The 25356-nt window shown below is 70.9% G+C and carries 22 protein-coding genes; 6 read left to right on the top strand and 16 right to left on the bottom strand.

The window, feature by feature from the left end:
• Positions 1 to 11 precede the first annotated feature (11 nt).
• From H537_RS0104555 to H537_RS0104545, 3 genes are all read right to left on the bottom strand, one after another.
• Positions 12 to 1310 (bottom strand): TRAP transporter large permease, encoded by a 1299-nt coding sequence (locus tag H537_RS0104555; RefSeq protein ID WP_028996949.1) that lies wholly within the window; start codon positions 1308 to 1310, stop codon positions 12 to 14.
• Complete coding sequence (locus tag H537_RS41160) at positions 1307 to 1849, bottom strand: TRAP transporter small permease (protein ID WP_043458187.1); 543 nt, start codon at positions 1847 to 1849, stop codon at positions 1307 to 1309. The genes H537_RS0104555 and H537_RS41160 overlap by 4 nt, the downstream gene beginning before the upstream one ends.
• A gap of 160 nt (positions 1850 to 2009) precedes the next feature.
• Positions 2010 to 2429: a winged helix-turn-helix transcriptional regulator gene (locus tag H537_RS0104545; RefSeq protein WP_211234962.1), complete on the bottom strand. Its 420-nt coding sequence runs from the start codon at positions 2427 to 2429 to the stop codon at positions 2010 to 2012.
• Positions 2430 to 2452: 23 nt separating this feature from the next.
• Here H537_RS0104545 and H537_RS48865 point away from each other — a divergent pair, with 23 nt between their 5' ends.
• Positions 2453 to 2875: a hypothetical protein gene (locus tag H537_RS48865; protein WP_051241834.1), complete on the top strand. Its 423-nt coding sequence runs from the start codon at positions 2453 to 2455 to the stop codon at positions 2873 to 2875.
• Between the two features lie 25 nt (positions 2876 to 2900).
• On the opposite strand, the gene H537_RS0104535 is transcribed toward H537_RS48865, so the two are convergent.
• The 12 genes from H537_RS0104535 to H537_RS0104480 form a co-directional block, all read right to left on the bottom strand.
• Complete coding sequence (locus tag H537_RS0104535; protein WP_028996947.1) at positions 2901 to 4370, bottom strand: M20/M25/M40 family metallo-hydrolase; 1470 nt, start codon at positions 4368 to 4370, stop codon at positions 2901 to 2903.
• Between the two features lie 83 nt (positions 4371 to 4453).
• The gene (gene metW / locus H537_RS0104530; RefSeq protein WP_028996946.1) at positions 4454 to 5038 is read right to left on the bottom strand and encodes a methionine biosynthesis protein MetW; all 585 of its coding nucleotides are present in this window, start codon (positions 5036 to 5038) and stop codon (positions 4454 to 4456) included.
• On the bottom strand, positions 5035 to 6216 hold the full coding sequence (gene metX, locus H537_RS41150; protein WP_051241832.1) for a homoserine O-succinyltransferase MetX: 1182 nt from the start codon (positions 6214 to 6216) through the stop codon (positions 5035 to 5037). Before metX ends, metW begins: the two co-directional genes overlap by 4 nt.
• Positions 6217 to 6415: 199 nt before the next feature.
• Positions 6416 to 7033, bottom strand: coding sequence for a glutathione S-transferase N-terminal domain-containing protein (locus H537_RS0104520; protein WP_028996945.1), 618 nt, complete (start codon positions 7031 to 7033; stop codon positions 6416 to 6418).
• 29 nt (positions 7034 to 7062) lie between these two features.
• Positions 7063 to 8397, bottom strand: coding sequence for an amidohydrolase family protein (locus H537_RS41145; RefSeq protein ID WP_051241877.1), 1335 nt, complete (start codon positions 8395 to 8397; stop codon positions 7063 to 7065).
• Between the two features lie 5 nt (positions 8398 to 8402).
• Entirely contained in the window at positions 8403 to 9032 is a 630-nt protein-coding gene (gene upp, locus H537_RS0104510; RefSeq protein WP_028996944.1) for a uracil phosphoribosyltransferase, read from the bottom strand.
• Positions 9033 to 9093: 61 nt separating this feature from the next.
• Complete coding sequence (locus tag H537_RS0104505; protein ID WP_156901391.1) at positions 9094 to 10395, bottom strand: URC4/urg3 family protein; 1302 nt, start codon at positions 10393 to 10395, stop codon at positions 9094 to 9096.
• On the bottom strand, positions 10385 to 11656 hold the full coding sequence (locus H537_RS0104500; protein ID WP_028996942.1) for a GTP cyclohydrolase II: 1272 nt from the start codon (positions 11654 to 11656) through the stop codon (positions 10385 to 10387). Before H537_RS0104500 ends, H537_RS0104505 begins: the two co-directional genes overlap by 11 nt.
• Positions 11657 to 11687: 31 nt before the next feature.
• On the bottom strand, positions 11688 to 12614 hold the full coding sequence (locus tag H537_RS0104495) for an ABC transporter permease (RefSeq protein WP_028996941.1): 927 nt from the start codon (positions 12612 to 12614) through the stop codon (positions 11688 to 11690).
• Positions 12615 to 12906: 292 nt separating this feature from the next.
• Complete coding sequence (locus H537_RS0104490; RefSeq protein WP_028996940.1) at positions 12907 to 13962, bottom strand: ABC transporter permease; 1056 nt, start codon at positions 13960 to 13962, stop codon at positions 12907 to 12909.
• Complete coding sequence (locus H537_RS41140; protein WP_051241830.1) at positions 13952 to 15550, bottom strand: ABC transporter ATP-binding protein; 1599 nt, start codon at positions 15548 to 15550, stop codon at positions 13952 to 13954. Before H537_RS41140 ends, H537_RS0104490 begins: the two co-directional genes overlap by 11 nt.
• 30 nt (positions 15551 to 15580) lie before the next feature.
• The gene (locus H537_RS0104480; RefSeq protein WP_043458186.1) at positions 15581 to 16573 is read right to left on the bottom strand and encodes a BMP family protein; all 993 of its coding nucleotides are present in this window, start codon (positions 16571 to 16573) and stop codon (positions 15581 to 15583) included.
• A gap of 379 nt (positions 16574 to 16952) precedes the next feature.
• Here H537_RS0104480 and H537_RS0104475 point away from each other — a divergent pair, with 379 nt between their 5' ends.
• The 4 genes from H537_RS0104475 to H537_RS41135 all read left to right on the top strand — a co-directional run bounded on the left by H537_RS0104475 (position 16953) and on the right by H537_RS41135 (position 22421).
• Positions 16953 to 17717 carry a lectin-like domain-containing protein gene (locus H537_RS0104475; protein ID WP_051241827.1) on the top strand — a complete coding sequence of 255 codons (765 nt, stop codon included), beginning with the start codon at positions 16953 to 16955 and terminating at the stop codon, positions 17715 to 17717.
• Positions 17718 to 17931: 214 nt separating this feature from the next.
• The gene (purB, locus tag H537_RS0104470) at positions 17932 to 19302 is read left to right on the top strand and encodes an adenylosuccinate lyase (protein ID WP_028996937.1); all 1371 of its coding nucleotides are present in this window, start codon (positions 17932 to 17934) and stop codon (positions 19300 to 19302) included.
• Positions 19303 to 19426: 124 nt separating this feature from the next.
• A complete protein-coding gene (gene pyrF / locus H537_RS0104465; RefSeq protein ID WP_028996936.1) occupies positions 19427 to 20248 on the top strand; it encodes an orotidine-5'-phosphate decarboxylase in 822 nt (273 codons plus the stop codon).
• A 22-nt stretch (positions 20249 to 20270) separates the two neighbouring features.
• Positions 20271 to 22421, top strand: coding sequence for a hybrid sensor histidine kinase/response regulator (locus tag H537_RS41135; protein ID WP_051241824.1), 2151 nt, complete (start codon positions 20271 to 20273; stop codon positions 22419 to 22421).
• On the opposite strand, the gene H537_RS0104455 is transcribed toward H537_RS41135, so the two are convergent.
• Positions 22418 to 23704, bottom strand: a complete 1287-nt coding sequence (locus H537_RS0104455; protein ID WP_028996935.1) for a solute carrier family 23 protein — start codon at positions 23702 to 23704, stop codon at positions 22418 to 22420. The two genes, H537_RS41135 and H537_RS0104455, sit on opposite strands and share 4 nt — an antisense overlap.
• Before the next feature lie 128 nt (positions 23705 to 23832).
• Between H537_RS0104455 and H537_RS0104450 the strand changes: the two genes are divergently transcribed.
• Complete coding sequence (locus H537_RS0104450) at positions 23833 to 25356, top strand: PAS domain-containing sensor histidine kinase (protein WP_238446602.1); 1524 nt, start codon at positions 23833 to 23835, stop codon at positions 25354 to 25356.

Here is a 25356-nt window from a genome sequence, read left to right as displayed (position 1 = left end):
AGCGGGCTTCTTCAGTAGCCCAGGCGCTGCGGCAGCCACAGCGCCAGCGGCGGGAAGACGATCACCGCGAGCATCGCCAGGCCCATGGCCAGCAGCAGCCACAGCACCCAGGGAATCGTGGACTCCATGCGCACGCCCGCGATGCGGCAGGACACCATCAGGTTCACCGCCATTGGCGGCGTGAACTGGCCCAGCGCCACCAGCAGCGTCAGGATCACGCCGAACCACACCGGGTCCCAGCGGAAGGCCTGCACCAGCGGCAGCAGCAGCGGCACGAAGATCAGGAAGATGGAGATGCCGTCGAGGAACATGCCCGCCACGATCAGCACCAGCACCACCAGCGCCATCACGCCCCACTCGCCCAGGCCGGAGTGGACGATGGCCTGCGTGATCGGGTCGATGACGGAGAGCGTGGAGAGCGCGTAGGCGAAGATCCCGGCCAGCGCCACCACCATCATGATCACGGCCGAGGTCTCGGCCGCCTCGCGCAGGATGGGAAACAGGTCGCGCAGGCCGATGGTGCGGTGCACCGCCATGCCCACGAACAGCCCGTAGAACACCGCGACCACGGCGGCCTCGGTGGGCGTGAACCAGCCCGCGCGCATGCCGCCCAGGATCAGCACCGGCGCGGCCAGCCCCCAGGACGCCTGCTTGAGCGCCGGCCAGAACGCCGGCCGCGGCAGCCTGGCCTCCGCCGCGCCCATGCCGTGGCGCCGCGCCAGCCAGACCGCCGGGATGATGAGCGCCAGCCCGGCGAGCACGCCCGGCACCATGCCGGCGGCGAAGAGCGCCGGCACCGAGGCGCCGGGCACCATCACCGAGTAGACGATGAAGGCCACCGAGGGCGGGATGAGGATGTCCGTGGCCGCCGCCGCGCCGACCACGCTGGCGGAGTACGCGCCCGGGTAGCCCGCGCGCGCCATGGCCGCGATCATCACGCTGCCCACCGCCGCGGCCGTGGCCGGGCCCGAGCCCGAGATGCCGCCCAGGAACATCGCCACGGCAATCGCCACCAGCGGCAGCATTCCCGGCCCGCGCCCGACGATGGCGATGGCGAAGTTCACCAGCCGCTGCGCCACGCCGGAGCGGTCGAAGATGGAGCCCACCAGCACGAACATCGGGATCGCCAGCAGCGGGTACTTGGCCAGGCCGGCGTAGAAGTTCTGCGGCAGCGCCAGCAGTCCGAAGAACTGGGTCGTGGTGTTGGCCAGCGCGATGGCGACGCCGCCGCCGATGGCCAGCGCCACGCCGATGGGCACGCCCAGCAGCATCAGCACGATGAAGAGCGCGAACAGCAGCGCGGCGATCATTGCGCGCCTCCCTTGCGTGCGTTGCGCAGGAACAGGCCGAAGGCGCGCAGCGCGATGGCCAGGGACAGCACCGGCAGCCAGATCGAGTACCACCACTTGGGCAGCCCGATGCCGGGCGTCGTCTCCTCGAAGCGGTACTCGTCCCACACCAGGCGCACGCTCAGGCCCGCGAGCACCAGGAAGAACAGCGTCGAGCACAGCGCGCCGATGCGCGCCAGGCGCCGGCGGCGCTCAGGCGAGCCGCTCTCGCTGAAGTACTCGATCTTGATGTGGCGGTCGCGCGCCATGGCGGCGCAGCCGCCGGCCAGCGTCACGACGATGAGCAGGAAGACGGAGATCTCCTCCGTCCACGCCAGCGACTGGTCGGTGAAGTAGCGCACCAGCACGTTGGCGAAGGTGATCAGGCACAGCGCACCCATGCACAGCACGGCCAGCCAGTCCTCCAGCGCCAGCGGCACCTTGACTTTCACTTCCTCGGGGGCTTCGTCGATCAGGGCCGCCGAGGGCAGCGGCGCGTCGGCGGGGGCGTCGGGCTTCATGGTCACGCGGGGCCCGGCGACGACCGGGCCGATTCAGGCAAAGACCACGATTGTTACCGCTGGCGCTGCCCCGGCCCTTGCGGGTGCTGCGTAGCGCGTGCGCGGCACGCCGGCGGCCCCGCCAAAGCGCCGGGAGCGCAACGCCGCCCGGCGCGTGCCCTCAGCCCCGCGCGTGGGCCTGGAGCTGCAGCCCGAAAACTTGCATGGCCCGGATGACGATTTCGATTTCCTTTCCCAGCTCGGTCAGCTCATATTCGGTGGAAGGCGGCACCGTCGGATAAACCGTGCGCCGCAGCAAGCCTTTTTGTTCCAGGTCCTTGAGCCGGTCGCTGAGTATCTTGGCGCTGATGGAACCCAGTGAGCGCTGCAGCTCCGAAAACCTTTTCTTGCCGGAGAGCAAATCCCGGACGATCAAGGTAGCCCATTTGTGCTCGATGACGCTGGCGGTGGCCTGCACCGGGCAGCCCGCGAGGCAGGGATCGTGATTTTCTTTTTCCGCCATGACTAACCAAAAGGTAAGCAGCTCACCAAAAAGTGCGTTCTTGCGGGGCGCAATGCGACTCCCTGGCATCTCGCTCATTCCAAACCGAGGGAATTCACGTCATGAAGCTTCGCATTTTCCTGCGCATCGTGGGCGCCGTTCAGCTTATTCTGGGTATTTTCTATTTGGTGGCGCCGCGGCAGTTTCTGCACCTGATCGGCCATTCCGTGCCGGCGGCCGACATCGCCTATCCGTTGGGCATGCTGGCCGCGAGATTCCTGGCCTATGGCCTGGGGCTTTTCGTCATGGCCCGCGCGCCGCAGGAGCACCGGTTCTGGATATTGAACATGGTGCTCATCCAGCTCGTGGACCTGGGCGTCGGCCTCGTCTACACGCTGGCGGGCGTGGTGCCGCTGGGCGTCTCGGCCTTCCCGATGTTCAACGCGGCGCTGATCGCCGCGCTGCTGTGGCTGTGGCGCCCGGCCGCCCCGGACCATGAACTGCACGGCCCCCAGGGCCGCCAGCCGCAGGCCTCCGCCGCCTGAGCGGCCCGCCGGCCGGGCGCCCGCTTCAGGGCATCGCCGCCACCACCTGCGCCACCGCCGCGGTGAGCCGGCGCGCGTAGTCCAGGTGCAGGAACTCGTTGGGCCCGTGGGCGTTGCTTCTCGGTCCCAGCACCCCGCAGACCATCATCTGCGCCTTGGGGAAGCCCTCCTGCAGCATGCCCATGAACGGGATCGTGCCGCCCTGGCCGATGAAGCCGCAGGGCGCGCCGTAGTGCGCCTGGCTGGCGGTGTCCAGCGCGGTGGCGAGCCAGGGCTGCAGCGACGGGGCGTTCCAGCCGTTGGCACCCATCGCGCCGGCGCGGCCATCGGCGTGGAAGGTGACCTTGGCGTTGTAGGGCGCGTTGTCCTCCAGCAGCTGCTGCAGCTTGAGCGCGGCGCTGTGGCCGTCCAGCGTGGGCGGCAGGCGCAGCGAGAGCTTGAAGGCGGTGTAGGGCCGCAGCACGTTGCCGGCCTGCGACAGCTCCGGGAAGCCGTCCACGCCGGTCACGGAGAGGGTGGGGCGCCAGGTGCGGTTGAGCAGCGCCTCGGCCGGGTCGGTGGTGGTGGGCAGCGCCGGCGTGCCGTCGTTGCCGCAGGCCCAGGGGTAGCGCTTCCAGACCTCGTCGCCCAGCGCCGCCGCGGTCGCCCGGGCCTGGGCGACGCGGTCCGCGGGAATCTCGACGTGGAAGTCCGGGGGCAGCAGCGCGCCGGTGCGCGCGTCCTCCAGCCGGTCCAGCACCTGGCGCAGGATGCGGAAGCTCGACGGCACCAGCCCGCTGGCGTCGCCCGAGTGCACGCCCTCGGTGAGGATCTGCACCTTCAGCACGCCGCTGACCATGCCGCGCAGCGAGGTGGTGAGCCAAAGCTGGTCGTAGTTGCCGGCGCCCGAGTCCAGGCACACGACCAGGCCGACGTCGCCCAGGCGCGCGCCCAGGGCGGAGACGTAGGCGGGCAGGTCGAAGGAGCCGCTTTCCTCGCAGGTCTCGATCAGGCCCACGCAGCGCGGGTGCGGCGTGCCCTGCGCCTTCAGGGCCTCGATGGCGCTGACGGCGGCGTAGATGGCGTAGCCGTCATCGGCGCCGCCGCGGCCGTAGAGCAGGCCGTCCTCGACCACGGGCGTCCAGGGGCCGAGGTCCGAGCGCCAGCCGTTGAACTCGGGCTGCTTGTCCAGGTGGCCATAGAACAGCACCGTCTGGCCGGAGCCGCCGGAGGCCGTCGCCTCCACCTCGAAGAAGATCACCGGCGTGCGCTCGGGCAAGCGGATGATTTCCAGCTTGAGTCCCGGCACGCGGCGGGACTCGACCCAGGCCGCCGCGTCCTGCAGCACGCGCTCGATGTGGCCGTGCTGCGCCCAGTCCTTGTCGAACATCGGGCTCTTGGCCGGCACCCGGATGTAGTCCACCAGCGCGGGCAGGATGCGCTCCTTCCACGCCGCGTCGGCGAAGGCGCTCAGGGCTTGGGGGTCAGGGAAGGGGAGGCGTTCGGGGGCGTTCATGGCGGGCTCCGGGAGGGGATCAACCCATTCTAGGAGCCGCCTTTTTCACTCCTGGCGGAGGCGGGAAGCCGACGAGCAGCCGCTCAGCCGCGCTCCAGCCTGAACACCGCCGTGCTCGCCATCAGGTTCGGCCACGCATCCACCTTGCGCCCGTTGTGCAGCCCGAAGGACTGCAGCACCCGCAGCCCGCACTGGCCGGCCAGCACCTCGAAGTCGGCGAAGGTGCCGACGCGGATGTTGGGCGTGTCGTACCACTGGTAGGGCAGCGTCTTGGTCACGGGCATGCGCCCGCGCAGCACCGAGAAGCGGTTGGGCCAGTGCGCGAAGTTCGGGAAGCTCACGATCGCGCTGCGCCCCACGCGCGCCGTCTCGCGCAGCAGCTCGGCCGTGTTGCGCAGGTGCTGCAGGGTGTCGAGCTGCAGCACCACGTCGAAGCTGCCGTCGCGGAACAGTCCCAGGCCTTCGTCCAGGTTGCGCTGGATGACGTTGACGCCGCGCTTGACGCACTCCAGCACCTTCGCGTCGTCGATCTCCACGCCGTAGCCGGTGCAGCCGCGCTGGTCGCGCAGCAGCGCCAGCAGCGCGCCGTTGCCGCAGCCCAGGTCCAGCACGCGGCTGCCCTTGGGCACCAGCTCGGCGATCAGCGCCATGGCTTGACGGTCGCTCATGCGGCCTCCCTCTGGCTCACGGCCACGGCCGGGGCGGTGGCGGCCTGGGCCTCGGCCTCCGCCGCCACGCGCTCGAAGTAGGCGCGCACCACGCCGTGGTAGCGCGGGTCCTCCAGCAGGAAGGCGTCGTGGCCGTGCGGCGCGTCGATCTCGGCGTAGGCCACGTCGCGGCCGTTGTCCAGCAGCGCCTGCACGATCTCGCGCGAGCGCAACGGCGAGAAGCGCCAGTCGGTGGTGAAGCTCACCACCAGGAATTTCGCGGAGGCCTTCGCCAAGGCCGCAGACAGGTCGCCGCCGTGCTCGCGCGCGGGGTCGAAGTAGTCCAGCGCGCGCGTGATCAGCAGGTATGTGTTGGCGTCGAAGTACTCGCTGAACTTGTCGCCCTGGTAGCGCAGGTAGCTCTCGATCTGGAACTCGATCTGCTGCGTGCTGTAGGCCAGCTCCGCGGCGCGCAGCGCGCGGCCGAACTTGGCTTCCATCGAGTCGTCGGAGAGGTACGTGATGTGGCCGATCATCCGCGCCACGCGCAGCCCGCGCTGCGGCACCACGCCGTGGGCGTAGAAGTGGCCGCCGTGGAACTCGGGGTCGGTGCAGATGGCGCGGCGCGCCACCTCGTTGAAGGCGATGTTCTGCGCCGAGAGGTTCGGTGCGCTGGCGATCACCAGCGCGTGGCGCACGCGCTGCGGGTGCTGGATGGTCCAGGAGAGCGCCTGCATGCCGCCCAGGCTGCCGCCGATCACGGCCGCCAGCTGCTCGATGCCCAGCGCATCCAGCAGCCGCGCCTGCGCGTTGACCCAGTCCTCCACCGTCACCACCGGGAAGTCCGAGCCCCAGGGCTGGCCGGTGGCAGGGTTCAGGTCCTTCGGCCCGGTGGAGCCGAAGCAGGAGCCGGGGTTGTTGACGCCGATGACGAAGAAGCGGTTCGTGTCCAGCGGCTTGCCCGGACCGATCAGGTTGTCCCACCAACCTTCGCTCTTCTCCTGCCCGGCGTAGGTGCCGGCGACGTGGTGGCTGGCGTTGAGCGCGTGGCACACCAGCACGGCGTTGCTGCGCGCGGCGTTGAGCGTGCCGTAGGTCTCATACGTCAGCGAGTAGTCTGGCAGCTGCGCGCCGCTCTTGAGCGGCAGCGGCTGCGGGAAATGCATGCGCTGCGGCGTGACATGCCCTATAGAACCCATGGATGAAACCCGTCCCTCCAGAAGCAAAAAACCCGGCGTCGCTGAAAGCGGACACCGGGTCTGGGCGTCCCTCTTTAGCTGCATTTGTTGAGCGCCCGCAATCCGGAACAAATCGGCGCTGAAAGAACAGTATAGGCCACGCCCGACACCGTCCCGGGCCGCGGCGCCAGGGCGGCGCCTGCGGCAGATCAACCCTTCGTCAGCCCTTGGGCACGGCCGTGGCGATGAAGCTCGCGCGCGCTTCGAGCTTGTCCGACAGGCGCGCCAGGTTGGGATGGTCGCCGCGCCAGTCGATGTGCGGGAAGCGGAAGGAGAGGTAGCCCACCGCGCAGCCCACGGCGATGTCGGCCAGCGAGAAATGGTTGTGCACGCACCAGGCATCGTCGCCCAGCGCCTGCGACATGGCCTTGAGCGCGCTGTGCACGCGCGCCATCTGGCGGTCCACCCAGGCCGGGCTGCGCTGGGCCTCGCTGCGGCCGCCCCAGGTCAGCTCCAGCCGCGCCAGGATCGACGCGTCCAGCATCCCGTCGGCCAGCGCCTCGATGGTGCGCACCTCGGCGCGCTCACGGCCCGCCGCCGGGATCAGCCGCCCCACCGGCGAGAGCGTGTCCACGTACTCCACGATCACGCGCGAGTCGTACACCGCGTCGTTGGACTCCGTGATCAGGCAGGGCACCTTGCCCAGCGGGTTGGAGGCCAGGATCGCGTCGCTGTTCCATACGTCTTCCTGCAGAAACTGGTAGTCCAGCTTCTTCTCCGCCATCACGATGCGCACCTTGCGCACGTAGGGGCTGGTGAGCGATCCGATGAGCTTCATGCCTGCCTGTGTTTGTGTTGGGGCCGATTTTAGGGGCCCGCCTCCGGACCGCCCGGCGGCGCCACCCCGGGCTCGTCCCGGGCTGGCGGCGCCAGCGTGAAGTCCACCCGCGCCGGCCGGCCCGGCAGCTCCAGCGCCACCGCCTGCACCGGCGCGCGCGCCAGCACCCGCCCGCCACGCACCACCAGCAGCCGCGGCGCCCGCAGCCGGATCGCCTCCTGCGGCGAGCGCGCCTGCAGCAGCACGAAATCCCCACGGCAGCCCGGCTCCAGCCCGTAGCCTTCCAGCCCCAGGACGCGCGCGTTGTTCACCGTCACCGCGTCGAAGCAGGCGCGCTGCCCGGCCACGGAGCCCAGCTGCGCCACGTGCAGCCCCATCGCGGCGACTTCGAGCATGTCGGCGGACCCCAGGGGATACCAAGGGTCCATCACGCAGTCGTGGCCGAAGCCCACGTTCACGCCCGCGGCCAGCAGCTCCGGCACGCGCGTCATGCCGCGGCGCTTCGGGTAGGTGTCGTGCCGGCCCTGCAGCATGATGTTGATGAGCGGGTTCGCCACCGCGTGCAGCTGCGCCTCGGCCATCAGCGGCAGCAGCTTGGAGACGTAGTAGTTGTCCATCGAGTGCATGGACGTGAGGTGCGAGCCCGTCACCCGCCCATGCAGCCCCAGCCGGTGCGTCTGCTGCGCCAGCGTCTCGACGTGGCGCGACAGCGGGTCGTCGCTCTCGTCGCAGTGCATGTCCACGCGCAGGCCGCGCTCGGCCGCCAGCTCGCACAGCAGCCGCACGCTCTCGGCACCGTCGGCCATGGTGCGCTCGAAGTGCGGGATGCCGCCCACCACGTCCACGCCCAGGTCCAGCGCGCGCTTGAGGTTTTCAAGAGCGCCCGGGCAACGCAGCACGCCGTCCTGCGGGAAGGCCACCAGCTGCAGGTCGAGGTAGGGCGCCACCTGCCGCTTGACGTGCAGCAGCGCCTCCACCGCCAGCAGCCGCGGGTCGCAGACGTCCACGTGCGAGCGGATCGCCAGCAGCCCGCGCGCCACGGCCCAGTCGCAGTAGCGCAGCGCACGCTCCACCAGCGCCTCCTGCGTCAGCAGCGGTTTCAGCTCGCCCCACAGCGAGATGCCTTCCAGCAGCGTGCCGCTTTCGTTCACCCGCGGCTGGCCGTGGCTGAGCGTGGAGTCCATGTGGAAATGCGCGTCCACGAAGGGCGGGCTCAGCAGCCAGCCGCCGCCGTCCAGGGCGGGAATGCCCTGCGGCGCCGGCAGCGCCGGCCCCACCGCGGCGATGCGCCCCTCGCGCACCAGCACGTCCACGCCGGCGCGCCCGTCGGGCAGCGCCACGTTGCGCAACAGCAAGTCCTGCATCTGCATCACTTGGTGCCGAAGAGCCGGTCGCCGGCGTCGCCCAGGCCCGGCAGGATGTAGCCGTGCTCGTCGAGCTGGCGGTCGATGGCGGCCGTGTACACCGGCACGTCCGGATGCTGGGCGTGGAAGTTCTGCAGCCCCTCCGGCGCGGCCAGCAGGCTCACGAAGCGGATCGAGCGCGGCTTGAACTCCTTGAGCCGCTCCACCGCCGCCGCGGCGGAGTTGCCGGTGGCCAGCATCGGGTCGAGCACGATGGCGTCGCGCTCCTCCATCTGGTCAGGCATTTTGAGGTAGTACTCCACCGCCATCAGCGTGCGCGGGTCGCGGTACAGCCCGACATGGCCCACGCGCGCGCCGGGAATGATCTCCAGCATGCCGTCCAGGAAGCCGCCGCCGGCGCGCATGACCGAGACGAACACGGTCTTCTTGCCGTCGATCACCGGCGAGCGCATGGTCTCCAGCGGCGTCTCGATGTCGATCAGCTGCGTGGGCATGTCGCGCGTGACCTCGTAGGCCATGAGCATGCTGAGCTCGTGCATCAGCCGGCGGAAGCTGTTGGTGCTGCGGTCCTTCTCGCGCATCAGCGTGAGCTTGTGCTGCACCAGCGGATGGTCGATGACGTGAACGACGGGCATGGGCCTTCTCCCTCGTGGTGAATCGGTGCTTGTGTCTTCTGGCTTGTGGCTGCCGGACTTCTCAGAACACGGTGCCGTCACTGTCGATGGCCACCGGCGGCGCGCCGCCGCCGCGGCGCTCGGCGGCGATCTGCCGCCCTGCCGCCCAGCTGCCGCCCTCCAGCAGGCAGCCCAGCGGCAGTGCGTCGTCGCCCAGCAGCGTGCGCACGCGCGGCAGCAGGGCATCGAGCAGCGTCACGGTCAGCGCGCGCCACTCGATCACCCACTGCTCGCCCGGCACGCGCAGCCGGGTGCCGAACTCCGCGTCCAGCGGCTGGATCACGCCGGCATCGAGCAGCAGCCCGCCGTTGCGGTACTCGGGCAGCCCGGTGAGCTCCTCCAGCCCCGTGATCTGCACGCCCGCGGCCTGGAAAGGCTCGACCAGCGAGTAGCTGAGCCACTGGCTGAGCTTGTGGAAGGGCACCCAGCCGGCGCTGGGCCCTTCGCCACCGGCCAGCGGATGCGCCCAGGCGTCGCCCACTGGCACGCCCATGAACTGCTGCCCGCTGGGCCAGATGGCGCTGAAGGCGTCCAGCAGCGCCTGCAGCAGCCGCGCCGCCGACACCTGGTGGTGCAGCGCCGTGCTGCCCGGCACCACGTGGTGGTTGTGCAGCCGCGGTGCGTGGTGGTGGTGCGTCAGCGCGTCGAACAGGTGGCCCGGGCGGCCATCGGCCGTGAAGGTCTCGACCTGCGCGCGCAGCGCCTGCGCCAGCCGGCGCAGCAGGGCGACGCGGCCCTCCAGGCCCAGCAGCGGATTGATCTCGCGCACCTGGAAGATCGCCGCCAGCGTGGGCACGTCGAGGCGCGACAGCGCCTTGGCGTCCACCCGGCAGGGATCGCCCGGGTCGCTGGAGAAGGCGCCGGCCAGGAAGCCGCGCAGGCTCGCCACCCCCAGCCCTTCGGAGCGCGTGAAGGTCTGCCCCGTCTCCGTCTCGACGTACTGCCACTGCGCGCCGGCGCCGGCATCGAGCAGCACGCTGATCAGCACCAGCTCGATGTGCGCCCGCGCCCGCGCCACCTGGCTGTGGCCGGCGAGCCTGGCATCGACCTCGGCCAGCCGGTTCACGCCGCCGGCCTCGAAATGGCGCCAGCGGCTGTGCAGCGGGACGCGCCCGTCGGGGAAGCGCGCGCGGGTCAGCGCCGCGATGCGCTGCGCCACCTCGTCCAGCCGGGACTCGTCGAGCCGGAAATGCTCCGAGCGCCCCTCGCGCACCGCCTGCGTGAGGTTGGCGCAGCGCTCGCGCACCGTGGCGGCCTGGCGCAGCCGCCGCACGCCCTCGGCCACGTCGCCGGGGCTCAGCGTGGGGTTGAGGTCATTCGACAAGGTTGCGCCCCTTCGTGGCCGCCAGCCGGTCGGCGTCCGGCACGCTGCCGTCGGTGAAATAGCCCGCCGCGATCTTGGCCTCGATCTCCACCCGGGCGTCCGCGGGAACCAGCTCGTCGGGAATCTTGATGCGCTCGCCCACCTCGATGCCGCTGCCGGTGATGGCGTCGTACTTGTCGTTGCTCATGCTCACCAGGCGGTGGATCTTGCGGATGCCCAGCCAGTGCAGCACGTCGGGCATCAGCTCCTGGAAGCGCATGTCCTGCACGCCGGCCACGCACTCGGTGCGCAGGAAGTACTTGTCCGCGCTGTCGCCGCCCACCTGGCGCTTGCGCGCGTTGTAGACCAGGAACTTCGTGACCTCGCCCAGCGCGCGGCCCTCCTTGCGGCTGTAGGCGATCAGCCCCACGCCGCCGGCCTGCGCGCCCTTGATGCACTCCTCGATCGCGTGTGTCAGGTAGGGCCGGCAGGTGCAGATGTCGGAGCCGAACACGTCCGAGCCGTTGCACTCGTCGTGCACCCGGGCCGTGAGCGTGACCTCGGGGTTGGCCAGGTCCTGCACCTTGCCGAAGACGTAGAGCGTCTGCCCGCCGATGGGCGGCAGGAACACCTCCAGGTCGCCGCGCGTGACCAGCTCCGGGTACATGCCGCCGGTCTCCTCGAACAGCGTCTTGCGCAGCACCGCCTCGCTCACGCCGAAGCGCTTGGCCACGCCGGGCAGCCACCACACGGGCTCCACGGCGATCTTGGTGACGGTGGCGGAGCTGTCCTCCAGCAGGATCTTCCCGTCCACCTGCAGCCGCTGGAACGCCAGCGCCTGGCGCACTTCGGGCAGGTGGATGTGCGCCTGCGTCACGGCGATGGTGGGACGGATGTCCACGCCCTGCGCCAGCTGCTCGGCAAAGACCTCCGCCACCGAGGCGCCCCAGGGGTCGATGGAGACGATCTTCTCCGGGTCGGCCCACTGCGGGTAGGGGCCGATGCGCTCGGTGGGCGCGGTGTTGGTGAGGTCGGCGCGGTGGCCCTTGGTCAGGTTGCCCGCGGCCACCGCCAGCGCGCGGTACACGCCGTAGCTGCCGCTGTGCGTGCCGATGACGTTGCGCTGGCTGCGGTTGGCGGTGGTGCCGATGAGCGGCCCGCGCTCCTTCGGATCCGCCGCCCCCCAGTGGATGGCCGGCGCACCGCCGGCACCCTGGCCGGGATGGGACGTCAGCCGTATGTGGCTGCCGCCCTTGGTGGAGGTGGACGATTCGGTGCTCATCACGGTCTCCTTCCTGCTGCTTAACTGGTAGCTAGCGCTCGCCCTTGCGGTAGGGCCTCATCAAGGCTTGAGGATAAGCCGCCCGCCGTGCCATCACGACCAGCGCGACGATGGCCATGGCATAGGGCAGCATCAGCCACACCTGGTAGGGCAGCGCCTCCACGGCGCCGCCTTGTTGCAGCCTCAACTGCAACGCGTCGAAGAAGGCGAACAGCAGGGCGCCCAGCAGGGCCTTGCCCGGCCGCCACGAGGCGAAGACGACCAGCGCCACGCACACCCAGCCGCGGCCGTTGACCATGTTGAAGTAGAAGGCGTTGAAGGCCGAGAGCGTGAGGAAGGCCCCGGCCACGCCCATCAGCGCCGATCCCGCCACCACCGCGCCGGTGCGCAGCCGCGCCACCGACAGGCCCTGGCCCTCGGCGGCGGCCGGGTTCTCGCCCACCATGCGGATCGCCAGGCCCAGGGGGGTGCGGTGCAGCAAGTACGCAAGCAGCGGCACCAGCCCCAGCGCCAGCAGCGTCAGCGCCGTCTGCTCGGCCAGCACCGGCACGGGCAGCGCGCTCAGCGGCTCGAAGGGCGTGATGGTGGGCGGGCGCTCCACCTTGGGAAAGCTCACGCGGTAGGCGTAGCTCGCCAGGCTGGTGGCCAGCAGCGTCAGGCCCAGCCCGGCGACGTGCTGGCTCAGCGCCAGCGTGACGGTCAGGAAGGCGTGCAGCAGCCCCAGCAGCGCGCCCACCGCGGCGGCCACCAGCACGCCGCTCCACAGGCCGTGGCCGGCATAGACGGTGAGCCAGCCGGCGAAGGCGCCGGCGACCATGATCCCTTCCACGCCCAGGTTCAGCACCCCGGCGCGCTCGCACAGCAGCACGCCCAGCGTGCCGAAGACCAGCGGCGTGGCAATGCGCAGCACCGCGACCCAGAAGGGGGCGGCGGAGAGGAGGTCGAGGATTTCGCTCATGCCGCACCGCCGTTCAGAGCAGAAGCGGTGCTGTCGCCAGCCGTGAGCTGAGGCGCCACGCCCACTATTCCGTCATTCCCGCGAAGGCGGGAATCCAGGCGGTCCCACGCCTGATCGCCAGCGACAACGTTCGCACGCCAGGAATTCGGAACGGCCCACCTTCCAACGTCATTGCTTGCAGCCTGCTTGGGGACCGCCTGGATTCCCGCCTTCGCGGGAATGACGAAGTGGAAGGGCTGCCGCTCGTGCTTCGTGCGACAGAACAGCCCGAATTCACCAAGACGGCCCCGCATCACGCCGTCCCTCCCACCGCCGCCGGCCGGCGCCATGCCACGCGGTAGTTCACCAGCAGTGTCGCCATGAGCATGGTGATCAGCGCCAGCGCGACGATCACGTCGGCGATGTAGGTGGGCACGCCCACCTGGCGGCTCATGCCGTCGGCGCCGACCAGGATGCCGGCGACGAAGGTGGCCGCCGCCACCACGCCCAGCGGGTTCAGCCCCGCGAGCATCGCCACCACGATGCCGCTGTAGCCGTAGCCCGGCGACATGTCCAGCGTCAGGTAGCCGGCGCGGCCCGCCACCTCGATCGCGCCGGCCAGCCCGGCCAGCGCGCCGGACATCAGCGCCACCAGCACCGTCACCCGCTGCACTGGCATGCCGGCAAAGGCCGCGGCGCGCGCGTTGGCGCCCACGGCGCGGATCTCGAAGCCCAGCGTGGTCTGCCGCAGCAGCAGGGCCAGCGCCGCGGCCAGCCCCAGTGCCGCCAGCAGCCCGTTGTGCAGCCGGCTGCGCGGCACCAGGTTGCCGATCTGCAGTTCCTCGGGCAGCGCGATGCTCTGCGGCCAGCCCATGGCCATCGGGTCCTTCATCGGGCCGTCGAGCATGGCCGACACGCCCAGCAGCACGATGAAGTTCAGCAGCAGCGTGGTCACGACCTCGTCCACGCCCAGCCGCTTGAGCAGCGCCGGCCCCAGCAGCAGCAGCGCGCCCGCGGCCATGGCGGCGGCGATCATCAACGCGAAGGAGCCGCCCGCGCCGGCCACCGCCACCGCGGCCAGCGCGCCGGCGTAAAGCTGCCCCTCGGCGCCGATGTTCCACAGCCGCGCCCGGAAGGCCACCGCCGCCGCCAGCCCGGTGAGGATCAGCGGCGTGGCGCGCGTGAGCGTCTCCGTGAGCGCCAGCCGCGAGCCGAAGCCGCCTTCGATCAGCAGCCAGTACGCGCGCCCCACCGGCGCGCCGGCCCAGGCCACCAGCGCGGCACTGAGCGCCAGCGTCAGCGCCACGGCCAGCAGCGGCGCGGCCAGCGCCATGGCGCGTGAAGGCGCGGCGCGCCGTTCAAGCCGCATGCACCACCTCGTCGGTCGAAGAAGAAGAAACCGGCGCCGCCGCCGCGCCCGCCATGGCCAGGCCGATCTCGCCCCGCGTCCATTCAGCCGTCTTGCGCGCCGCGCCCAGGCGGCCGTGGTGCATCACGGCGATGCGGTCCGACAGGGCGAACAGCTCGTCCAGGTCGTCGCTGATGAGCAGCAGCGCCGCCCCTTCGGCGCAGGCCTGCTGCAGCTGGCCGTGCACGTAGGCCACTGCGCCCACGTCCAGGCCCCAGGTCGGCTGGTTCGCCACGATCAGCTTGGGCGCCGGCGCGGCCGGGTCGCCCGCCAGCGCGCGGCCCAGAATGAGCTTTTGCAGGTTGCCGCCCGACAGCCGCCGCGCCGGCGTCGCCAGGCCGCCGCCCTCGGTGCCGCGCACGTCGAAGCGTTTCACCAGCGACAACGCATGCGCCTGCGCGCGGCGGCGCCTGAGCCAGCCCAGGATTGAAAAACTCGCGCCCGCGTAGCGCTCCAGCACCGCGTTCTCCCACAGCGCCAGGTCGCCGATGGCGCCCACGGCGTGGCGGTCCTCCGGGATGCGCGCCACGCCCGCGGCCAGCCAGGCGCGCGGCCGCGCGGGCAGCCGCCGGCCCTCGAACACCAGCGTGCCGCCGTCCAGCGCCTGCACGCCGCACAGCAGGTCCGCCAGCACCTGCTGGCCGTTGCCCGAGATGCCGGCGATGCCCAGGATTTCGTTGGCGTGCAGCTCCAGCGTCACGCGGTCGAGCTTCGGGCGCGGCTTGCCGGCCACGTGCACGTCCCGCAGCCGGCACACCAGTGCACCGGGCTGGCGCACGCTGCGCCCCGCCGGTGCAAGCGCGCGGCCCACCATGGCCTCGGCCAGCACCGCCTTGTCCACGCCTTCCAGGCTGTCGAAGCGCGCCACGAGCCTGCCCGCGCGCAGCACCGCGACGCGGTCCGAGACGCGCCGCACCTCGTCGAGCTTGTGGCTGATGAAGACGATGGACAGCCCCTCGCGCACCATGCCGCGCAGCGTGGCGAACAGCGCCTCGCTCTGCTGCGGCGTCAGCACCGCGGTGGGCTCGTCCAGGATCAGCACCCGCGCCCCGCGCACCAGCGCCTTCAGGATCTCCACCTGCTGCCGCTCGCCGATGGACAGCTCGCCGATGCGCGCCTCCGGGTCCACGTGCAGCCCGAAGCGCTGCGCCGTCGCCAGCAGCCGCTCCCGCGCGGCGCGCCGGCGCGAGAAGGGCTGCCACAGCGGCTCGGTGCCCAGCATCACGTTGTCCAGCACGCTCAGGTTGTCGGCCAGCGTGAAGTGCTGGTGCACCATGCCGATGCCCGCGGCCAGCGCGGCGCGGGTGTCGCCCGGCGGCAGCGGCCTGCCGTCCACCTCGATGCGGCCCGCGTCGGGCAGGTAGTGCCCGAACAGGATCGCCATCAGCGTGCTCTTGCCCGCGCCGTTCTCGCCCAGCAGGGCCAGCACCTCGCCGCGGCCCAGCTCCAGCGAGATGTCGTCGTTGGCCACCAGCGCGCCGAAGCGCTTGCTGATGTGGGAGAGCCGCAGCAGCGGCGCGTCGGCGGCGGCAGGGGAGGGGTCGCTCACGGGAAAAGCCCGGGACTGCGGCTCGTGCGCTTACTTGGCCTTCGGGGCGCTGTCGTCCACCTTGACCACGAAGGAGCCGTCGAGGATGGCCTTCTCCTTGGCCTTGACGCGGGCCTTGAGCTCGGCCGGCACCTTGGCCTCGAAGGTGCCCAGCGGCGCGAGCTCGGAGCCCTTGTGCTTCATGGTCGAGTAGGCGCCGTAGTCCTCGGCCGAGAACTGGCCGGCCTTCACCTTCTTGAGCGCGACCTCGATGGTGGGCTCCATGTTCCACAGCGCCGAGGCCACCACGGTGTCGGGGTAGGTGCTCTGCGTGTTGATCACGTTGCCCACGGCCAGCACCTTGCGCTCCTTGGCCGCGTCCGACACGCCGAAGCGCTCGGCGTACATCACGTCGGCGCCCTTGTCGATCATGGCGAAGGCCGCTTCCTTGGCCTTGGGCGGGTCGAACCAGCTGTTGATGAAGCTGATGCTGAACTCGGCCTTGGGGTTGACCTCGCGCGCGCCGGCGATGAAGGCGTTCATCAGCCGGTTGACCTCGGGGATCGGGTAGCCGCCGACCATGCCGATCTTGCCGCTCTTGCTCATGCCCGCGGCGACCATGCCGGTGAGGTAGGCCGGCTCCTGGATGTAGTTGTCGAAGACGGAGAAGTTGGGCGCCTGCGGCTTGCCGGAGCTGCCCATGAGGAAGGCGACCTTGGGATAGTCCTTGGCCACCTTGCGCGCTGCAGCCTCCACCGCGAAGGACTCGCCCACCACCAGCGCGTTGCCACCCTCGGCGTACTGGCGCATCACGCGCTCGTAGTCGGCGTTGGCCACGTTCTCGCTGAACACGTACTCGATCTCGCCGCGCGCCGCCGCGGCCTTGAGCGCCTTGTCGATGCGGCTGACCCACTGCTGCTCCACCGGCACGGTGTAGATCGCCGCCACCTTGAGCTTGGACTGCGCCAGCGCAGGACCGGCCGCGGCCACCAGCGCGGCACCGGCCAGCAGGCCCAACAGCGGACGACGAGGCATCGAATGCATGGGAATCCCCTCCTTCAAGTGATTCGTGTGTTGTACACGGCCTGACGCAAGAGCTGTTCCAGATGGCGCAAGGCTTTTGCACACGGCCCGCCACGGACACGGCACGCACGGCCCAAGCGGCGAAGCAGCGCCCAGGACGCCACGGCGCAAGGGACGGCGCGGGCCCCTGGTTGTCGGACTTCTTTACACCCCCCAGACCACACCAAGCGGCAAGAAATAAAACCCCAATTAAATCAACAGCTTGGGCAAACGGTACGGACCTTGCTATTTCGTTACTCACCTGCCAGTTTGAGGGGTTGCCTTCGTGAAAAAAATCATTCTTCGTTCCGCGCTTGCGGTTGCCGCCACCCTGACGTGCCTGCATGCCGGCGCTTCGACGGTGTTCAACTACGCCGATTTCTCCAGCACGGCCGGCCTGAAGCTCAACGGCGAAGCCGCGGCCGTGAATGGCGCCCTGCGGGTGACGTCGGCGCAGAACTACAAGGGCGGCAGCGCCTTCTCCACCAACACGGTTTCGCTGGCGGACAACGCGTCCTTCAGCACCTACTTCCAGTTCCGCTTCACCAATGCCGGCGGCATGTGCCAGGGCAGCAGCTGCGGCGCCGACGGCCTGGTCTTCGCGATCCAGACCGTGTCGAACAACGTCGGCAGCGTCGGCCAGGGCATCGGCTACGGCGGCATCCAGCACAGCATCGGCATCGAGTTCGACACCTGGAACAACGGGGCCGGCGACGCCAACAACGGCAACCACGTGGGCTTCGACGTGAACGGCAACGTGAACTCGGTGTCGCTCGTGCCGGTGACCGAAGGCGACATGAACAACGGCGGCATCTGGAACGCCTGGGTCGACTACGACGGCCGCAGCCACCAGCTGGAAGTGCGCCTGACGCAGGAGCTGACCCGTCCGACCGCGGCGCTGCTGAGCTACACCCGCGACATCGCGCTGGACCTGGGCTCCACCAACGCCTACGTCGGCTTCACCTCGGGCACGGGCGGCGCCTATGCCAACCACGACGTGCTGAGCTGGCAGATGAACAGCACCTACGCCCCCATCGGCGCGGTGCCCGAGCCCGGCTCGCTGGCGCTGGCCGGCGTGGCGCTGGCCGGCCTCGGGGCGGTGCGCCGCCGCCGCACCCGCGCCTGATCCCTTGCGTACCGGGCCACCTTCGCGGCGGCCCCGGTGCACCCCCAAACGGCAGCCGCGCCTTGCGCCCGGCTGCCGTTTTCCTTTTCCAGGCCTGCGGCACGCGCCGGTGGCCTCGCAAAGGCCGAGCGTGGCCTCGGGCAAGCCAACGGATGTCAAGAGGGGGCACACCTACAATTGAGGGTTTGCCCGTCTGAATTCGGAAGCTCCCGCCATGAACCTTTCCGCCCTCACCGCCCTGTCGCCGCTGGACGGCCGCTATGCCGCCAAGGTGGCTGCGCTGCGCCCCCTGCTGTCCGAGTTCGGCCTGATGCACCGCCGCGTGCAGGTCGAGGTCGAGTGGTTCATCGCGCTGTCAGACGCCGGCTTTGCCGAGTTCATGCCGCTGTCGCAGGCGGCGCGCGAGCTGCTGCGCGGCCTGGTGCAGAACTTCTCCGAGGCCGACGCGCAGGCCATCAAGGACATCGAGAAGACCACCAACCACGACGTCAAGGCCGTGGAGTACTGGATCAAGTCCCGCTTCGAAGGCCAGGCCGAGCTGCACGCCGCCGGCGAGTTCGTGCACTTCGCCTGCACCAGCGAGGACATCAACAACACCAGCCACGCGCTGATGCTCAAGGCCGCGCGCGAGCAGGTGCTGCTGCCGACGCTGGACCGCGTCATCGAGCGCCTGGCGTCCATGGCGCACCAGTTCGCCGCCGAGCCCATGCTCAGCCGCACTCACGGCCAGACCGCCAGCCCCACCACCGTGGGCAAGGAGATCGCCAACGTCGTGGCCCGCCTGCGCCACGCGCGCTCGCGCATCGCCGACGTGAAGCTGCTGGCCAAGATGAACGGCGCGGTGGGCAACTACAACGCGCACCTCTCGGCCTACCCGGCCGTCAACTGGGAAGCCTTCAGCCGCCAGGTGGTGGAAGGCCAACTGGGCCTGACCTTCAACCCCTACACGATCCAGATCGAGCCGCACGACTACATGGCCGAGCTGTTCGACGCCGTCACCCGCGCCAACACCATCCTGGTGGACTGGTCGCGCGACGTCTGGGGCTACATCAGCCTGGGCTACTTCAAGCAGAAGACCAAGGCGGGCGAGATCGGCTCCAGCACGATGCCGCACAAGGTCAACCCCATCGACTTCGAGAACGCCGAAGGCAACTTCGGCCTGGCCAGCGCGGTGCTGACGCACCTGGCGCAGAAGCTGCCCATCAGCCGCTGGCAGCGCGACCTGACCGACTCGACCGTGCTGCGCAACATGGGCGTGGCGCTGGGCTACGCCGTGCTGGGCCTGGAATCGCTGTCGCGCGGCCTGGACAAGCTGGAGCTCAACCGCGAGGCGCTGGCCGCCGACCTGAACACCTCCTGGGAAGTGCTGGCCGAGCCGATCCAGACCGTGATGCGCCGCTACGGCCTGCCCAACCCGTACGAGCGCCTGAAGGAGCTGACCCGCGGCAAGGCCATCACGCGCGAGGCCATCGCCGGCTTCATCGACACGCTGGTGGAGCTGCCCGAAGGCGAGCGCGCGCGCCTGAAGGAGCTGACCCCCGGCAGCTACACCGGCTGCGCCGAGGCGCTGGCCAAGCGGATCTGAGTCCCAGAGAGGGCAGGGCGCGGCGCCGGGATGCATTTCCGGCCGCGCCGGCCCTCACACGCCGCCCCGGCGTGCCGATAAGCAGGCCGCCACCGGCATTTCCGAACCCCAACACGGATTCCCCATGAAGTTCACCGACCTGCTCCAGGCCGCCGAGGCGCGCAGCCCGTCGTTGCTGTGCGTGGGCCTGGACCCGGAGCCCTCGAAATTCCCGGGCGACTGGAAGGGCGACGCCTCGCGCATCTACGACTTCTGCGCCGCCATCGTCGAGGCCACGCACGACCTGGTGAGCTGCTTCAAGCCGCAGATCGCCTACTTCGCCGCGCACCGCGCCGAGGAGCAGCTGGAGCGGCTGGTGCAGCACATCCACCGCGTGGCGCCGGGCGTGCCGGTGATCCTGGACGCCAAGCGCGGCGACATCGGCTCCACCGCGCAGCAGTACGCGCGCGAGGCCTTCGAGCGCTACCAGGCCGACGCGCTCACGCTGTCTCCCTTCATGGGCCTGGACTCGATCGAGCCCTACATGGACGCCTACCCCGACAAGGGGCTGATCCTGCTGTGCCGCACCTCCAACCCCGGCGGCAGCGACCTGCAGGCGCAGCGGCTGGACAGCGGCGAGCTGCTGTACGAGCGCGTGGCGCGGCTGGCCCAAGGCCCGTGGAACCGCCACGGCCAGCTCGGCCTGGTGGTGGGCGCCACCTTCCCGGCGGAGATCGAGCGCGTGCGCGAGCTCGCGCCCACGCTGCCGCTGCTCATCCCCGGCGTGGGCGCGCAGGGTGGCGACGCGGCCTCCACCATCCGCGCCGGGCTGCGCCCGGGCGGCACCGTGATGGTGAATTCCTCGCGCGCCGTGCTCTACGCCAGCTCGGGCGCGGACTTCGCGGCCGCGGCCCGCGCCGAGGCGCAGCGCACGCGCGACGTGCTCAACGCCGCCCGCGCCGGCTGAGTCTTCCCGGCGGAAGCAGGCCATGTGGAGCGCGCTGACATCCCGCGCCGAAGCGGGCCTGCTGCCCGAGCCGCAGCAGGACGTGCGTCCGCGCGTGGCGCGCTTCTTCTTTGCCACCGCGGCGGCGGCGGCGGCCGGCAGCGGCGCGCTGCTGGCGCTGCCCGGCGTGCAGGTGGAAGGCGCCGAGCGCGTGGCGCTGCTGCTGTCGGAGCTGCTGCTGTGCGGCGTGAGCCTGTGCGCGCTGCGCACGCGCGAGGGCGCACTGGACGCGGCCGTGCGGCGCGTGTCGCTGGCGGCGCTGCTGCCCGTCGCGCTGATCGCGTGGCTGGTGGACCGCGGCCTGGGCGGCGCGGGCAGCGGCTTCCTGGCAGTGCTGGCCTGCATGTGCGGCGCCGTGGCGCGCAAGCGCACGGCGCTGCTGGTGGACGCGCTGGGCCTGCTGCTGCTGGGCGCGCTGGCGTGGGGACACCACACCGGCGCGCTGCCGGCCCACGGGGCGCAGCCGCTGGCGCTGCAGTTCGCGCTGCAGGTGGTGGTGCTGCTCACCGGCGCCGCGGGCGGGCGCGTGCTCAACGGCGTGCTGGAGATGTTCCTGCACAAGGGCGCCGACGGCGGGCAGCGCTTCGAAGCGCTGCTGTCCGTGGCGGCCGAGTTCTATTGGGAGACCGACGACCAGTGGCGGCTCACGCGCGTGCTGCGGCGTGACCGCCGCGGCCGGTTCCAGGCGCTGCCCGGCCCCTGGGGCCAGCCGCTGTGGGCCTTGCCGGCGCTGCGCGCGGACGCCGCGGTGATCGAGGCCCAGCGCGCGGAGCTGCAGGGCTGCCGCCCGCTGCGCGAGGTGGGCATCACCTGGCAAGCCGGGCCGGGCGCGCTGCGCTGGCTGCGCGTGAGCGGCGAGCCGCGCCACGACGCGCGCGGCCGCTTCCTGGGCTACTGGGGCGTGGGGCGCGACTTCACGGTGGCGCGCCGGGCCACGGCGGCGGCCGAAGCGCTGCGCGAGCAGTCGCGGCTGCAGCTGCGCCAGGCGCTGGACCAGGCGCAGGCCGCCAGCCGCGCCAAGAGCGCCTTCCTCGCCAACACCAGCCACGAGCTGCGCACGCCGCTCAACGCGCTGGTGGGCCTGGCGCAGCTCGCTCGCGCGCCGGGGCTGGAGGAGGACAAGCGCCAGCAGTACCTGGCGCAGATGCTCGACAGCGCCGACACGCTGATGGCGGTGATCTCCGACATCCTGGACCTGTCCAAGATCGAGGCCGGCAAGCTCGACATCCACCCGCAGGACTTCGACCTGCAGGCGCTGCTGCAGCGGCTGCAGCGCGGCTACGCCGCCATCGCCAGCACGCACGGCCTGGCGCTGGAGCTGCACATCGACCCCGCGCTGCCGCAGGGCGCGCATGGCGACCCGGTGCGGCTGCGCCAGGTGCTGGGCAACTACCTGAGCAACGCGCTGAAGTTCACCGAGCAGGGCATGGTGCGGCTGAGCGCGCGCGCCGTGGCGTGCGAGCGGGTGCGCTTCGAGGTGGAGGACACCGGCCCGGGGCTGGATGCGGCCACGCAGGCGCAGCTGTTCCAGCCCTTCATCCAGGCCGACGACTCCACCACGCGGCGCCATGGCGGCACGGGGCTGGGGCTGTCGATCTGCCGCGAGCTGGCGCAGCTCATGGGCGGCCAAGTGGGCGTGGCCAGCCGTCCGGGGCGGGGGGCGCGCTTCTGGTTCGAGCTGCCGCTGCCCGCGGGCGCGGCCCCGGTGGTGCTGCCCGCACCCGCGCCCGTGCCGTCGGCGCACGCCCTGGCGGGCGTGCGCGTGCTGATGGTGGAGGACAACTTCGTCAACATGACCATCTCCACGGCCATGCTGCAGCAGTGGGGCGCGCAGGTGACGGGCGCCGTCGACGGGCTGGAGGCGCTGGAGGCGGTGGACCGCGCGCTGCAGGAGAACCGCCCGTTCCAGGCGGTGCTGATGGACATGCAGATGCCGCGCATGGGCGGGCGCGAGGCCACGCGCGAGCTGCGCCGGCGCTTCGACCCGCAGACGCTGCCCATCGTGGCCCTGACCGCCGCGGCGCTGCCGTGCGAGCGCGACGAGGCGCTGGCCGCCGGCATGAACGACTTCCTCACCAAGCCCATCGACGCGTCCAAGCTGCTGGCGACGCTGCAGAGGGTGTTGAGGGTCTAGCCCCGCTTCCCCCTGCGCAGCAGCGCGTGCAGCCCGATCGCCCCGAAGGTCGCCGTCCCGATGCCGCCCAGGGCGAAGTCGCCGAAGCGCAGCGTGAAGTCGCCCGTGCCCAGCACCAGCGTGATGGCCGCGACCATGAGGTTGGTGTTGTCGGAGAAGTCCACGCGGTTGGAGACCCAGATGCGCGCGCCGGAGACGGCGATCAGGCCGAAGACCACGATCGAGACGCCGCCCATCACCGCCAGCGGGATGGCCTGGATCAGCGCGCCGAACTTGGGGCTGAAGCCCAGCACCAGCGCCACCAGCGCCGCCACCACGAACATGGCCGTGGAGTAGATGCGCGTAGCCGCCATGACGCCGATGTTCTCGGCGTAGGTGGTCACGCCCGTGCCGCCGATGGCGCCGCTGGCCATGGTGGCCAGGCCGTCGCCGATGAAGGCGCGGCCCATGTACGGGTTCATGTCGCGCCCGGTCATGGCGCCCACGGCCTTGAGGTGGCCCAGGTTCTCCGCCACCAGGATCACCGCCACCGGCGCGATCAGCAGCATGGCGTGGCCGTCGAAGACCGGCGCCGCGAAGCGCGGCAGCCCGAACCACGGCGCCGCGGCCACGGCCGAGAGGTCGATGGGCTTGCCCAGCCCCAGGCCGTTGGTCAGCAGCGCGTACAGCAGCGAGGCGATGAGCAGGCCCACCAGGATCAGCAGCCGCTGCGCCAGCCCGCGGCTGAACACCGCCACCAGCGCCACGCTGACGAAGGTGGCGGCCTGCATCCAGGCGTCGAAGCCCGTGGGCGCCATGTTCTTCACCGGCACCGAGGCCAGGTTCAGCCCGATGACGGCCACCACCGCGCCCGTGACCACCGGCGGCATCAGCGACTCGATCCAGCGCGTGCCGGCGGCCGACACCAGCAGGCCCAGCAGCACGTACAGCGCGCCGCACGCGATGATCCCGCCCAGCGCCACGGGCAAATTGGCGTTGGGGCCGCCGGCCTGGTAGCCGGTGGCGGCGATGACCACGCCGATGAAGGCGAAGCTCGACCCCAGGTAGCTGGGCACGCGCCCGCCGGTGAGCACGAAGAAGATCAGCGTGCCCACGCCGCTCATCAGGATGGCGACGTTGGGGTCGAAGCCCATGAGCAGCGGCGCCAGCACCGTGGCGCCGAACATGGCGATGACGTGCTGCACGCCCAGCGCGGCGGTCTGGGCCCAGGGCAGGCGCTCGTCGGGCGCCACCACGGCGCCGGGGGGGGCGTCCACGGGACGCCAGCGGGGGAAAAAGCTCATGAGGGGTTGCTCCAGCACTGCGGGCAATTCGGGAAAAAGGCGCGGCAGTGTAGAAGCCCCCCGCGTTTGAATGCCCGCTAACGCATGGCTGCGCTAGATTCGGAGCCTGGAGTGGACCGAGGAGCCACGTGGACTACGCATTGCCCCGCCGGGGCCTGGAGCAGTTGCTCATCGACGAGGCGCCGCAGGCGCTGATCGTCACCTCGCCCGAAGGGGAGGTATGGCTGTGGAACCGCATGGCGCAACAGACCTTCGGCTACACGGCCCAGGAGGCGCTGGGGCGCCCGCTGGTGGAGCTGCTGGTGCCCGCGGACCGCGCCGAGGAGCACGCCGCGCTGCAGCAGCGCGCGCTGCTCGACGGCGAGGCCCAGGCCCGCGCGGCCATGTGCCGCCACCAGGACGGGCGGCTGCTGTACGTGGACCTGTTCAAGCGCATGGTGCGCGAGGACGGCGCGGACGGCAACGGCGAGCTGCGCTGCTTCATCGACAGCTACCGCGACGTGACGGCACAGAAGGTGGCGCGCGACGCGCAGTGGATCGGCCAGCGCTACCGCAACCTGCTCGAGTCGGTGCCCGACGCCATCGTCATCGTCAACGACAGCGGACGCATCGTGCTCTTCAACAGCCAGGCCGAGCGGCTGTTCGGGCGTCCGCGCGACCAGGTGCTGGGCTCCTCCATCGAGGCGCTGCTGCCCACGCGCTACCGCCACGCGCACATCGGCCACCGCACGCGCTACCACGGCACGCCGCAGATGCGCAGCATGGGCGCGGGGCTGGAGCTCTACGGGCTGCGCGGCGACGGCAATGGGGGCGGCGAGGAGTTCCCGGTGGAGATCAGCCTGAGCCCGCTGGACACCGAGGAAGGCCGCTTCGTGATGAGCGCCATCCGCGACATCACCGAGCGCAAGCGCTTCGAGCGCGAGCTGCAGGAAAAGAACGCGGCGCTGCTGGTGGCCAACCAGGCCAAGGACCGCTTCCTGGCCACCATGAGCCACGAGCTGCGCACGCCGCTCAACGCCATCATCGGCTTCACCGGCATCCTGCTCATGCGGCTCAGCGGCGAGCTCACGTCGGAGCAGGAGCGGCAGCTGGGCATCGTCAAGAGCAGCGCGGAGCACCTGCTGTCGCTGATCAACGACCTGCTGGACGTGGCGCGCATCCAGGCCGGCATGGTGCAGCTCAGCCCCGAGCCGGTGGACGTGGCCGCGCTGCTGCGCGAGGTGCATGCCAGCCTGATGCCGCTGGCGCAGGCCAAGTCGCTGGCCTTCGAGCTCGACATGCCCGAGGGCGCGCCGGTGCTGGAGGTGGACCGCCGCGCGCTGCGCCAGATCCTGATCAACCTCAGCAACAACGCCATCAAGTTCACCGAGCACGGCGCGGTGCGGCTGGAGCTGCGCCGCGAAGGCCGGGAAACGCTGGTGAAGGTCTGCGACACGGGCGTGGGCATCAGCGAGGCGGACCAGAAGAAGCTCTTCGGCGCCTTCACGCAGGTGGGCGACCCGCGCCGCCGCCCCGAGGGCACCGGCATGGGGCTGCACCTGAGCGCCCGCCTGGCGGAGCTGCTGGGCGCGCGCATCGAGGTGGAAAGCCACGTGGGCGAGGGCAGCTGCTTCTCGCTGCGCTTCGGGGCGCAGGCGAAGGCGCCGGCCTGA

It is taken from the genome of Azohydromonas australica DSM 1124, from assembly GCF_000430725.1.
Classification (GTDB): Bacteria; Pseudomonadota; Gammaproteobacteria; order Burkholderiales; family Burkholderiaceae_C; genus Azohydromonas; species Azohydromonas australica.
This window is presented reverse-complemented; position numbering and strand designations above follow the sequence as displayed.

Bases quoted from the DNA above. Each gene is read 5' to 3' on its own strand.
- metX (WP_051241832.1), bottom strand. From the start codon at position 6,216: ATGGGTTCTATAGGGCATGTCACGCCGCAGCGCATGCATTTCCCGCAG.
- H537_RS0104500 (WP_028996942.1), bottom strand. From the start codon at position 11,656: ATGAGCACCGAATCGTCCACCTCCACCAAGGGCGGCAGCCACATACGG.
- purB (WP_028996937.1), top strand. From the start codon at position 17,932: ATGAACCTTTCCGCCCTCACCGCCCTGTCGCCGCTGGACGGCCGCTAT.
- H537_RS41145 (WP_051241877.1), bottom strand. From the start codon at position 8,397: ATGCAGGACTTGCTGTTGCGCAACGTGGCGCTGCCCGACGGGCGCGCC.
- H537_RS0104555 (WP_028996949.1), bottom strand. From the start codon at position 1,310: ATGATCGCCGCGCTGCTGTTCGCGCTCTTCATCGTGCTGATGCTGCTG.
- H537_RS41160 (WP_043458187.1), bottom strand. From the start codon at position 1,849: ATGAAGCCCGACGCCCCCGCCGACGCGCCGCTGCCCTCGGCGGCCCTG.
- metW (WP_028996946.1), bottom strand. From the start codon at position 5,038: ATGAGCGACCGTCAAGCCATGGCGCTGATCGCCGAGCTGGTGCCCAAG.
- H537_RS41135 (WP_051241824.1), top strand. From the start codon at position 20,271: ATGTGGAGCGCGCTGACATCCCGCGCCGAAGCGGGCCTGCTGCCCGAG.
- H537_RS0104455 (WP_028996935.1), bottom strand. From the start codon at position 23,704: ATGAGCTTTTTCCCCCGCTGGCGTCCCGTGGACGCCCCCCCCGGCGCC.
- H537_RS0104535 (WP_028996947.1), bottom strand. From the start codon at position 4,370: ATGAACGCCCCCGAACGCCTCCCCTTCCCTGACCCCCAAGCCCTGAGC.
- H537_RS0104490 (WP_028996940.1), bottom strand. From the start codon at position 13,962: ATGCGGCTTGAACGGCGCGCCGCGCCTTCACGCGCCATGGCGCTGGCC.
- H537_RS48865 (WP_051241834.1), top strand. From the start codon at position 2,453: ATGAAGCTTCGCATTTTCCTGCGCATCGTGGGCGCCGTTCAGCTTATT.
- H537_RS0104480 (WP_043458186.1), bottom strand. From the start codon at position 16,573: ATGCATTCGATGCCTCGTCGTCCGCTGTTGGGCCTGCTGGCCGGTGCC.
- upp (WP_028996944.1), bottom strand. From the start codon at position 9,032: ATGCCCGTCGTTCACGTCATCGACCATCCGCTGGTGCAGCACAAGCTC.
- H537_RS0104520 (WP_028996945.1), bottom strand. From the start codon at position 7,033: ATGAAGCTCATCGGATCGCTCACCAGCCCCTACGTGCGCAAGGTGCGC.
- pyrF (WP_028996936.1), top strand. From the start codon at position 19,427: ATGAAGTTCACCGACCTGCTCCAGGCCGCCGAGGCGCGCAGCCCGTCG.
- H537_RS0104495 (WP_028996941.1), bottom strand. From the start codon at position 12,614: ATGAGCGAAATCCTCGACCTCCTCTCCGCCGCCCCCTTCTGGGTCGCG.
- H537_RS0104545 (WP_211234962.1), bottom strand. From the start codon at position 2,429: ATGAGCGAGATGCCAGGGAGTCGCATTGCGCCCCGCAAGAACGCACTT.